The organism is Nostoc sp. ChiSLP03a (genome assembly GCF_034531215.2).
Lineage (GTDB): Bacteria > Cyanobacteriota > Cyanobacteriia > Cyanobacteriales > Nostocaceae > Nostoc.
The window spans coordinates 203,198-213,542 of the sequence record NZ_JAVRBQ020000044.1 but is presented as its reverse complement, the minus strand read 5'-3'; the positions used below and the strand labels follow the sequence as shown (position 1 = coordinate 213,542).

Here is a 10,345-nt window from a genome sequence, read left to right as displayed (position 1 = left end):
TGAAGACACTGTTTGTAGGCGTTTTTTCAGTTCCTCTTCGCTCTCGGCGATCGCAATTTTAAATGGGCGGCTCATGGTTCTGTTAACTTACCTAGTTTGCTTCTCCCCATTATATGCAGATTCATTTTTAATTGGTATGAGATAATCAACGAATGACTTGGGTATCTGGACAAAAGTTACACCGCGATCGGTATGAAATTAAGCAACAATTAGGACAGGGGAACTTCGCTATTACTTATCTTGCTGAGGATCGGGATGCCAAGAATGTTGTGATTAAAACATTGGATTCCAATTTGCTGAATCAATTAAGTAACGAAGACCGCGATCGCTTAAAATCAGGTTTTGCAGATGAATCCCGTAAACTAGCAATATGCAAACATCCGAATATTGTCCAAGTCATTGATACCTTCGAGGAAGGTGATTTAAAATGCATGGTCATGGAGTATATTCCAGGAGATAATTTAGCCAAAATTGTCCAACCGCGAGGATTTCTACCAGCGACAGAGGCTTTAGATTACATCCAACAAATTGGAAAAGCACTCACAGTAGTGCATGAACAAGGATTTTTGCATCGAGATGTGAAACCAGAAAATATCATTTTGCGGGCAGGTACGCATCAGGTTGTTTTGATAAACTTCGACTTAGCACGAAGATTTGTTGATAACCCAGTGTCAAGTCGCGGTAACTTGGTTGACAAATTTACACCAATTGAATTGTATTCCAACTCTCCTAGACAACAGGCGCGGCGTAAACCTTGGACTGATATTTATTCTCTGGCGGCAACTTTATATTTTTTATTAACAGGAAAACTGCCAGAAAGTGCTATCGAGCGCCAAGATAACAATAAGCGTTTAATTCCACCTAAAGAATTGAATGATAAGATTAGCGATCGCGTCAATCAAGCGATTCTCCACGCAATGGAACTACAACCCGACAACCGTCCCGAAACAGTAGAAGACTGGTTAAAGGAATTGGGTTTAAACACAGCAAGTTTTTCTCTTCCCAAACTTCTTTGGAAACAACCTTTGTGGGCACGGATATTAGAACTTATGAGTGTATTAGCATTATTTGCAGCCTTGATATCAGGAATCAAAGATGGCACAGACTTATTCAAAGATTGGTTTCCAGGCAAACCAGCACCCCCGACACAACAAACCCCATCGTCTTCCACTCAACCACAAAATAGGTAGTAGCCCACGTCTACGCAATAGTTAGTTTTAAAGTCGCATTTGTTGCTTTTGCGACTCCAATAGTTAGTTTTGAAGTCATATTTGTTGCTTTTGCGACTCCAATAGTTAGTTTTGAAGTCATATTTGTTGCTTTTGTGACTCCAAAAGTTAGTTTTAAAGTCACATTTGTTGCTTTTGCGGCTGCAATAGTTATTTTAGCAATAGCCAGAAAACCTCAATCTTCGTCTCTGCGCCTCTGCGTGAGCTATCCTTCTAATTCACCAACGTCAACTACCATAACTCACAAAAAGCGTGTCAGAATCAACATTAGCCATCAATAAATGTGGGTATATGTTCTGGCAAAACGGACAGCTAATACATAACGGCAAATACAAAATAGAAAAACAGTTGGGTGGTGGCGGTTTTGCAGTTACCTACCAAGCAATGCATACTAAGCTAAACCGTCGAGTCGTCATCAAAACCCCCAACATCAGCATCCAACGAGATCCAGATTATCCCAAATATGTTGAACGCTTCAAAAAAGAAGCACAGATGCTAGCAATGTGTTGTACAGACTCACATCCCCATATTGTGCAAGTATTCGACTTTTTTGTTGAAGAAGATGGTCGCTACTGCTTAGAGATGCAATATATAGCAGGCGAGAGTTTATGGGAATACGTGCAACGCCAAGGGAAATTACCCGAAACTGAAGCTGTAAGATACATCCGCCAAATAGGTTTAGCTTTGGTAGAGGTACATAAAAAAGGAGTCTTTCATCTCGATGTCACTCCCCCCAATATTATGCTCAACTTTAATTCAGAGATTCCTAACTCAGGCAAAGCAGTATTAATTGACTTTGGTATTGCCAGCGATATGTCCCCACCGAGTACATTGTCTAGGTCTTTTGGTAACAGGGTATTTGCGCCCTATGAGTTAACACGCAAAGGGATTCGTAACTCCACAGTTGATATCTACTGCTTGGCTGGATCATTGTACTATGCCATCACTGGACAACGCCCCACCAATTCCTTTGACCGCAAGTATGAGCAAGAGGAATTAGTATCACCAAAGCAACTTGTCCCCAGTCTTAATGATGCTGTAAATGAAGCGATTCTGCAAGGCATGGCATTAGAGGCAAAAGATCGACCTCAGACAATGGAAGAGTGGTTGAATTTTCTCTCCTCCTCGCAAGCAGGGAGCTATTTTGTAGAAATTGAGAGTATAAAAGTATTGATATTAGCTTCAGATGTGAGGGTAGACTACCACACGCTACAAGAATTACTCAAAGCGGGCAAATGGAAAGCCGCACATGAGGAAACCACCAAAGTCATGCTGAAAGTAGTCAAAAGAGAACAGCAAGGCTTGCTTAATTATGAAGACATACTAAACTTTCCCTACACCGACTTACGCACTATTGACCAATTGTGGGTAAAATACAGCAATGGTCATTTTGGCTTTAGTGTACAAAAACGTATTTGGCTAGAGTGTGGCGGCAAAGTAGATTATGAAACGGAGAGAATGTTGGGCGATCGCGTAGGCTGGTACAAAGAAGGAACTTGGCTGTCCTATAATCAGTACAACTTTTCTCTAAATGCCCCTGTTGGGCATCTGCCAAAGGTCTTTTACACATGGTCGGGGTTCAAGGGGGAAAATCTCTTCTCTCGTTTCCAGACTTGTAAATTGTAATCTATAAAGGTTTTAGAGATTTGGAAAACTTTGTGAACAAGATATATTCCACGAAGTCTTGCAGGTTCTAGCTTTTCGTTACCTGGCACTGGTTAAATAAGCGACCCACTAAGGCACACGCTTGGCAAATACAAAAAGCCACAATCAATATTAGATTAGGATATAAATTCAATCCCCAGTTAATCAACCATGTAAATACAGGGGTAATAATGACTATTAAAGAACAAATTAACCAAGAACTAGAAAAATTACCTGAACCCTTATTGCAGGAAATTTTAGACTTTGTACAATTTTTGCAAGTCAAACATGAAAAAAATAGTATATCTTCAGATACCCAACCCGATCAAATGCTTATAACAGAGCATACTTTAACAGGTTCTACTGCTGAAGATTTATTAGAATTTATCGGCATTTGGGAAGGTTCAGATATTAAAGAATGCCTGCAACTAGTTCATGACAGTCGCATACCTCTAGAATTGTAATTATGTATCTATTGGATACTAATCACTGTTCCTTTTTGATGGAAGGGATGCCTAGTGTTGTGAATCACTTGCGATCGCTTGGTCAGGTACAATTAGCAACTAGCGACTTTTGCAAGAAGTCTATTCCCTATCCCCTATCCCCTCTATGGGAACCACCAACTTCCTCTATTGCTGTAAAACTGAAACCGTCCAAAGCCAAGAAATTGACCGTGAGATTTTTCACCCACAGGGAATGCAGTAACACCCAATAAGTAAACACCAGAAAAGGTGGGATTACTTATAGGGCGGAGGGCGATAGTAATTGTCTGTCCTGGAGTTACAGGTGGATCAAAGATTACAGAAACCGTGCGTGTCTTGCGCTCGTTTATGACTGAAGCTAATTGCAGTTGCGTTTCTTTGCGATCGCGTGTGCCGACAAATGCACGGGTATCATCAAGATTGTAGCGGATGTATTCCGATCCTTCTTTTTGGGCGATCGTTACCTTTTGGAGAGCTTCTCCAGCATTTTCTGGCACATTGATAGTGAAGTAGTAAGTTGCGCCCCAAACGTTCGCCTCTTTGTAAGTAGTTGTCGCGTTAACAAGTGTTGGCGGTTGGACGAAATAGACTAAGCCATCTCTAAGCTGCACAGCTTGAGCCACCGGCAGCGTAACTTCTCCAATGCCTATTGCTAAAGAGAGTGTTATTCCAAACAAAGTTGTAAGGCGCATGATTCAAATATTAAGAAACGCACTTATTCTCATTCTAGTTCCTTGGGAATCAATGACTTAGGAACGATCGAAGCTTGTTTTTCCTCAAACGAAGGTTTTGTGTACCACCAAGCCCAAGCAATTAAAACAGCTTGCAAGGGAAGTCTAACTACGTGTACCCAAGGGGAGTTTGGTATATGTTCAATCTTAATCAGATTAGCCGCCATGTAAATATTCGCTGGGTAAACAGCAATGAAAAGAGCAATAAGTCCCCAAGCAGCAGCTTGACTTACAGGCGGAACTAATAACCCGATACCACCCAAAATTTCATAAAAGCCACTGAGATAAACTAATCCTAAAGGGTAAGGTAGTTGTGGCGGCACAATTTTGACATATTCTTGTGGAACAAGAAAGTGTGTTACTCCAACCACAATGATGGATATAGCAAGGATGACACGTAATGTTTCCTTGTGCTTATTCATGGTTTTTGCCTCTTTATATACTTGCCCTATTACTTCAGTTTGACTGATGGATGTTAATCTGCATTGAGTCAATAGGAGTAAAAATCAACAAAATTTTCCCAAGTACTTACCAAAACGGCATTGCTGAGTAAAAAAGCAATAATTGCACTCAGCACGGGCTAAACCTTAGCTATCCGCTAAACACTCCTGAAGCTAAATCTAATTTTTCTCGAACTATTTCCTCATCTCTAAAGCCAACCAGCACAGCTGTTCCATCTTTGATGAAAAGTGGACGTTTGAGCAGCATCGCGTCGTGAGTGAATGCATCAACCCACTGTTCATCAGTCCAAGTCTTCTTTTCATCTCCTAAAGCGCGGTAGGATTGACCAGAGGTGTTTCGCATGGGAGCAAAACCCAAAGAGTTTACCCAGTTTTGAATCATCTCACGAGTCGGCGGAGTATCTTTGGTGTTGATAAATTCATGGTCAATGTTGTTGTGTTGGAGCCACGTCAAAGCTTTTTTGCAAGTGCTGCAATTGGGAATTCCGTAGACTTGAATAGACATAAAATAATTAAGCAACAATCTTCATATATGACATAGTAGGTGGAACTTCTGCTATCAATGCTCTTGTCGTTAAATCTCTACAACAGAAATTTAAGAGTAGCGATCGCTTTTAGCAATCGGTAATTCCAAGCATGGAACTGGTTGAGCCATGATTCGAGGGTTCTGAAATACCAAGGAGTAGTTTTACTAACACTTTTATCCATAAAAAATATGAGCGATGCCTTTAATCGACTTGCACCCTTCATTCAAGAATATATTTATCATCACCAGTGGACTGAATTACGACCAGTTCAAATTGCCGCTTGTCAAGTTATATTTGACACTGATGCTCACTTGCTAGTTACTGCTGCAACTGCTGCTGGGAAAACAGAAGCAGCTTTTCTGCCAGTTTTAACTCTATTACATACCAACCCTGTTGCTACAATTGGCGCATTATATATTAGTCCAATTAAAGCTTTAATCAACGACCAATTTGAGCGTCTTAATGATTTACTAAAAGAAGCAGATATTCCAGTTTGGCACTGGCATGGCGATGTTTCCCAAACTAGAAAAAACAAGCTTTTAAAGAATCCTCAAGGTATTCTGCAAATTACTCCAGAATCTCTGGAAAGTTTGCTAATTAATAAAAATAACGACTTACTTCGCTTATTTGGTGATTTAAGGTTTGTGATAATTGATGAAATTCACGCTTTTATGGGTTCAGAACGAGGTTGTCAAATTATTTGCCAATTACAACGTTTAGCAACCTTGACGCAAAAACAACCGCGTCGTATTGGTTTATCGGCAACTCTTGGGGATTACTCAATAGCGGAAAATTGGCTGCGATCGGGAACAGATAAGCCAGTAATTACACCAAAAATTGATGGTATAAAACGCCAGATAAAACTAGCTGTAGAACATTTTTATATTTCTGATGAAGTAGATGAATCAGAAGCGACAGCAGATGAACAATATATTTTCAACCTCAGCAAGTCTCGCAAATGCCTAATATTTGCTAATAATCGCACACGCACCGAATCTGTAATTGCATCTTTGCGACAAATTGCCACAGAACAAGGACTACCAGATATATATCATGTGCATCATGGGAGTATATCTGCTAGCTTACGGCAAGCTGCTGAAAATGCGATGCGTGAACCCAACAATCCAGCCGTTACTGCCGCTACTCTAACTCTAGAATTAGGCATAGATATCGGTCATTTAGAGCGAGTGATTCAGTTAGAATCACCCTTGTCTGTAGCTAGCTTTTTACAGCGCTTGGGACGAAGTGGTAGAAGAGGAGAAGCTGCTGATATGCGTTTTGTTTGCGCTGAAGATAAGCCATTCGCAGAAGCTTCTCTACCAGAACAAATCCCCTGGCAACTTTTGCAATGTATTGCGATAATTCAACTTTATTTAGAGGAACAATGGATTGAACCAATTAGACCAATTAAATATCCTTTGAGTTTGCTTTATCACCAAACCATGAGTATTTTAACAGCAGCAGGGGAAATTTCAGCTAATGCCTTAGCTAAACAAATTTTTAATCTGTCGCCCTTTACTGCTCTTTTAAAAGAAGATTTTCAACTATTACTACGCTATTTAATTGATATTGGTCATATTCAGCAGACTGAACAAGGTAAATTAATCCTGGATTTGGCAGGAGAAAAGGTGGTGAGAAAATTTCAGTTTTATGCCGTCTTTGCTGAACAGCAAGAATATATTGTTAAGCAAGGTACAACAGAAATTGGCAGTATTGTCACACCGCTTCCTGTTGGTAATCAATTTGCTTTAGCTGGCAGAAGTTGGGAAGTTATAGAAGTTGACTTTAAAAAAAAGGCTATTTTTGTTAAACAAGCTGAGGGTAAATCTAGTATTTATTGGCGTGGTGGTGGTGGGACTATTCATACCAAAGTTTTGCAACGAATGCAGCAAGTATTATTTGAGAAGATTGAGTATAGTTACTTACAAAAAAATGCTTTGCAACGGTTAGGTCAAGTTCGCCAAATGGCGCAGCAAGTTGGATTAGATAAGCAGAATATTTTGCAATTAGAAAAAGGTAAATGCTGTATTTTTCCTTGGATGGGTACGGTTGCTTATCGCACATTAGAAAGATTACTCAACTCATACTGTCGGGAATCGTTGGAAATTACAAGTATTGGCGGAATAAATCCTTATTATTTGACAATTAAATTAGGCAAGAATGAATTTAAATATCTTTATCGTGAAATTGCTTCATTATGCGAACAAAGAATTACTTCAGAAGATTTAGTCAGTAGCTCAGAAGCACCGGAAATTCAAAAATATGATGGTTTTATTCCTCATTTACTTTTACGAAAAGCTTTTGCTACTGATTATTTGGATATGAATGAACTCAAAAAACAAGTGAAATTGTGGAGAGAATAAAAAGCTAATTCGGAATTATTTAAAATTAGCTATTTTTTAATTAACTTTTGGAGCGATCGCAAATCATAATTTAAGATTTTTCCAGTCTTCAAAAGTTTTAAATGGGAATTTGAATCCAGAACTCTGTGCCTTTTCCTGGTTCTGAGAGACAATTCAAAATTCCACCATGTTTTTCCACTATAATTTGGTAGCTAATTGACAATCCTATACCTGTTCCCTTACCTACCTGTTTTGTGGTGAAAAATGGATCGAATAACCGCTTTTTAATATCTTCTACCATTCCTAATCCGTTGTCAGCAATTCGGATGACAACAAATTTACTCTCTAAAACTTCAGTACGAATTACAATTTGCGGTTTATGATTTGTTTTTATCTTAACCATTGACTCTTCTAAGGCATCGATCGCATTAGTTAAAATATTCATAAACACTTGATTTAACTGGCCAGCATAACAATCAACTAGAGGCAAATTACCATATTCTTTCACTATAGATATATCCAAGCCAATTCCGTTATTTTTCCAACGGTGATGCAAAATTAATAAGGTATTTTCAATTCCTTCATGAATATCAACTAATTTTTTATCTGCTTCATCATGGCGAGAAAAATTTCGCAATCCTAAAACAATTTCACGAATACGATTAGTACCCATATTCATCGATGATAGAAGTTGAGAAAGGTCACTAGTAAGGAATTCTAAATCAATTTTTTTAGTGAAATTTTCAATTTCTACTTCCGGATGGGGATAATGTTGCTGATAAAGGTGCAAAAGAGTTAACATCTCTTGAAAGTATTCATTAGCAAAGGTTAAGTTGCCATGAATAAAATTAACTGGATTGTTAATTTCATGGGCAACTCCAGCGACTAATTGTCCTAAGCTAGACATTTTTTCATTCTGGATCAGTTGAGATTGAGTTTGTTGCAATTTATGCAAGGTTTCGGTAAGTTTTTCAGCTTGAGTTTGAGCTTCTAAAGTAGCAACGCGACTTTGGGTATAAAGTTGTGCGTGATCGATAGCGATCGCTAGTTGATCGCAAACAGCTTGTAGTAAGCTAATTTCACTGTTATTCCAAATGCGATCGCCACTACAATGACTACACACAATTGCTCCAATTTCCCCAGAATTACTCTTAATTGGTAGCATTAGTTGAGATGTGATCCCAAACTCAGTTAAAAGTTCTTGCACATCATATTCGAGATGTGATTTGCTATTAATATTGTCGATGCAGCTTAGTTCTTGAGAGAGAAGATTTTGAGTTAAAAAAGTGCTTTTTTGTAGTGGAATACTGCCTAACATACTTGCCAAGTTAGGGTTTCGGGCTTCATAGGTAATAGTTAGGCTTGGTTGAGATGGATGCGGTAAATAAGAAAGAAAGTAGCAACGGTCAATTTGTAATAAGCTGCGAATTTCATTCACAGCAGTTTCTAAGATCATATCTAGGTTAAGAGAACTGCGGATCTGACTAGCTAAACGTAGTAATAAAGCTTCCCGACGACTGAAGAGTTCTTCTCGTGCCCAGATTCGGTCAATAGCTACAGCAATATTATTAGCAATCCAATTTAATAGATTATGAGTTGGTTCGGTAAATAATTGCTTGCTAAATAAAGTCATTATACCAATTATTTGCTGCTCTACTATTAAAGGATAAGCAGAAAATCGTAAAATTGATAATGTAGAATTGAGAAGTTCATTGGAATTATTAATTGATAGTTCTTCGTTAAAAATTGCTTGATGATTTTGAATCATTAAGCCAATAATATTATTGACTAAAGCAATATGTTCTGGGAAATCTTGGGTATCGTTCAAAGTACTACAAGTAATATCTGTGCAATGAACACCAGCTTGTAATTGTAGCTGGTTTGTCTGTCGTTCAAATGTCCAGATACAAACAAAGCCGATATCAAGGTATTGGGAAATAGTATTTGTACAATTTTGCAAAATTTCTGGAAGTGTGCCACTTTGAGATAAGGCTAAACTGACTTCTGCACTCAAAACTGACAAGCGCGATCGCTCTAATAAAGCTAACTCTGAAAGCTTACGCTGTGTAATATCTGTGCGAATCGATACATATTGATAGGGCTTTCCGTCTTGTCCCAACATTGGGGCGATCAAAGTATCAACCCAATAAAAAGTTCCATCCTTGGCTTTATTTTGAATTTCTCCCTTCCATATTTTCCCTTGGGCGATACTTTTCCATAAGTTTGCAAAGAATTCTTTTGTATGGTGTCCAGAATTGATAATCCGATGATCTTGCCCTAAAAGTTCTTCTGAAGAATATTTAGAAACTTTACAAAATAAGTCATTGACATAAGTTATTTTTCCATTTCTATCAGTAATAGCTACCAAGGAATGGGCATTTAAGGCAAATTTAAAAGCTTCTAATTCTTGGATAGAATTTTTTAGTGCTATCTCATTCTGTTTATTAGCACTTATGTCACGAGCTACTGCATAAATCAATTTTTCTTCACTAAAAGCAGTTGCATTCCATGATAGCCATTTGTAAGAACCATCCTGACAAAGATAGCGGTTTTCAAAGCTGACTGCATCTACAGATTGTGCAATTTTTTCAGCTGCGACAATAGTAGATTCACGGTCTTCAGGATGAACAAATTCGATAAAGGGTTGAGCAATAAGTTCCTGAATTGACCAACCTAGTGTTTTTGTCCATACTGGATTTAAATACTTAAAATAACCATCAAAGTTAGCAATACACAATAAATCTAAAGAAATTGAAAAAAAGCGGGAGTATTTTTCTTCAGATTTGTTTAACTCATATTTAACTAGTTTCATCAGCTTTTTAGGTATGAATCTTTTTTGAAAAAGGTTAAATAAGTTAATACGTTTTTTTATTGAAGTTGAATTACCATTTTGATATAATCTATCACCCCAGAAACTCACGTAATGCCA

At 38.1% G+C, this 10,345-nt stretch carries 10 protein-coding genes; 4 read left to right on the top strand and 6 right to left on the bottom strand.

Features of this window, described 5'->3' with window-relative positions; genetic code table 11:
* The first annotated feature begins 152 nt into the window (after window positions 1-152).
* Complete coding sequence (locus RMY32_RS07810; RefSeq protein ID WP_322711193.1) at window positions 153-1,190, top strand: serine/threonine-protein kinase; 1,038 nt, start codon at window positions 153-155, stop codon at window positions 1,188-1,190.
* 10 nt (window positions 1,191-1,200) lie between these two features.
* Here the strand turns inward: RMY32_RS07810 and RMY32_RS07805 are convergent, their stop codons facing one another.
* A complete protein-coding gene (locus RMY32_RS07805; RefSeq protein ID WP_322711192.1) occupies window positions 1,201-1,353 on the bottom strand; it encodes a hypothetical protein in 153 nt (50 codons plus the stop codon).
* 167 nt (window positions 1,354-1,520) lie between these two features.
* Here RMY32_RS07805 and RMY32_RS07800 point away from each other — a divergent pair, with 167 nt between their 5' ends.
* Window positions 1,521-2,855 (top strand): GUN4 domain-containing protein, encoded by a 1,335-nt coding sequence (locus RMY32_RS07800; RefSeq protein ID WP_409882487.1) that lies wholly within the window; start codon window positions 1,521-1,523, stop codon window positions 2,853-2,855.
* A 209-nt stretch (window positions 2,856-3,064) separates the two neighbouring features.
* Window positions 3,065-3,337: a DUF2281 domain-containing protein gene (locus RMY32_RS07795; protein WP_322711190.1), complete on the top strand. Its 273-nt coding sequence runs from the start codon at window positions 3,065-3,067 to the stop codon at window positions 3,335-3,337.
* A 143-nt stretch (window positions 3,338-3,480) separates the two neighbouring features.
* Here the strand turns inward: RMY32_RS07795 and RMY32_RS07790 are convergent, their stop codons facing one another.
* The 4 genes from RMY32_RS07790 to RMY32_RS07775 form a co-directional block, all read right to left on the bottom strand.
* Window positions 3,481-4,047 (bottom strand): DUF2808 domain-containing protein, encoded by a 567-nt coding sequence (locus RMY32_RS07790; protein ID WP_322711189.1) that lies wholly within the window; start codon window positions 4,045-4,047, stop codon window positions 3,481-3,483.
* 29 nt (window positions 4,048-4,076) lie between these two features.
* Window positions 4,077-4,508: a DoxX family protein gene (locus tag RMY32_RS07785; protein ID WP_322711188.1), complete on the bottom strand. Its 432-nt coding sequence runs from the start codon at window positions 4,506-4,508 to the stop codon at window positions 4,077-4,079.
* Between the two features lie 169 nt (window positions 4,509-4,677).
* The gene (locus RMY32_RS07780) at window positions 4,678-5,052 is read right to left on the bottom strand and encodes a Spx/MgsR family RNA polymerase-binding regulatory protein (RefSeq protein ID WP_322711187.1); all 375 of its coding nucleotides are present in this window, start codon (window positions 5,050-5,052) and stop codon (window positions 4,678-4,680) included.
* Between the two features lie 77 nt (window positions 5,053-5,129).
* The gene (locus tag RMY32_RS07775) at window positions 5,130-5,255 is read right to left on the bottom strand and encodes a hypothetical protein (protein ID WP_322711186.1); all 126 of its coding nucleotides are present in this window, start codon (window positions 5,253-5,255) and stop codon (window positions 5,130-5,132) included.
* 7 nt (window positions 5,256-5,262) lie between these two features.
* On the opposite strand from RMY32_RS07775, the gene RMY32_RS07770 reads away from it, so the two are divergent.
* Window positions 5,263-7,437, top strand: coding sequence for a DEAD/DEAH box helicase (locus RMY32_RS07770; RefSeq protein WP_322711185.1), 2,175 nt, complete (start codon window positions 5,263-5,265; stop codon window positions 7,435-7,437).
* Window positions 7,438-7,534: 97 nt separating this feature from the next.
* On the opposite strand, the gene RMY32_RS07765 is transcribed toward RMY32_RS07770, so the two are convergent.
* Complete coding sequence (locus RMY32_RS07765) at window positions 7,535-10,228, bottom strand: PAS domain S-box protein (RefSeq protein WP_322711184.1); 2,694 nt, start codon at window positions 10,226-10,228, stop codon at window positions 7,535-7,537.
* Window positions 10,229-10,345: the final 117 nt, after the last annotated feature.

Excerpts from the sequence above, each read along its gene's own strand:
- RMY32_RS07810 (WP_322711193.1), top strand. The coding sequence starts at position 153 with ATGACTTGGGTATCTGGACAAAAGTTACACCGCGATCGGTATGAAATT.
- RMY32_RS07800 (WP_409882487.1), top strand. The coding sequence starts at position 1,521 with ATGTTCTGGCAAAACGGACAGCTAATACATAACGGCAAATACAAAATA.
- RMY32_RS07795 (WP_322711190.1), top strand. The coding sequence starts at position 3,065 with ATGACTATTAAAGAACAAATTAACCAAGAACTAGAAAAATTACCTGAA.
- RMY32_RS07790 (WP_322711189.1), bottom strand. The coding sequence starts at position 4,047 with ATGCGCCTTACAACTTTGTTTGGAATAACACTCTCTTTAGCAATAGGC.
- RMY32_RS07785 (WP_322711188.1), bottom strand. The coding sequence starts at position 4,508 with ATGAATAAGCACAAGGAAACATTACGTGTCATCCTTGCTATATCCATC.
- RMY32_RS07780 (WP_322711187.1), bottom strand. The coding sequence starts at position 5,052 with ATGTCTATTCAAGTCTACGGAATTCCCAATTGCAGCACTTGCAAAAAA.
- RMY32_RS07775 (WP_322711186.1), bottom strand. The coding sequence starts at position 5,255 with ATGGATAAAAGTGTTAGTAAAACTACTCCTTGGTATTTCAGAACCCTC.
- RMY32_RS07770 (WP_322711185.1), top strand. The coding sequence starts at position 5,263 with ATGAGCGATGCCTTTAATCGACTTGCACCCTTCATTCAAGAATATATT.
- RMY32_RS07765 (WP_322711184.1), bottom strand. The coding sequence starts at position 10,228 with ATGAAACTAGTTAAATATGAGTTAAACAAATCTGAAGAAAAATACTCC.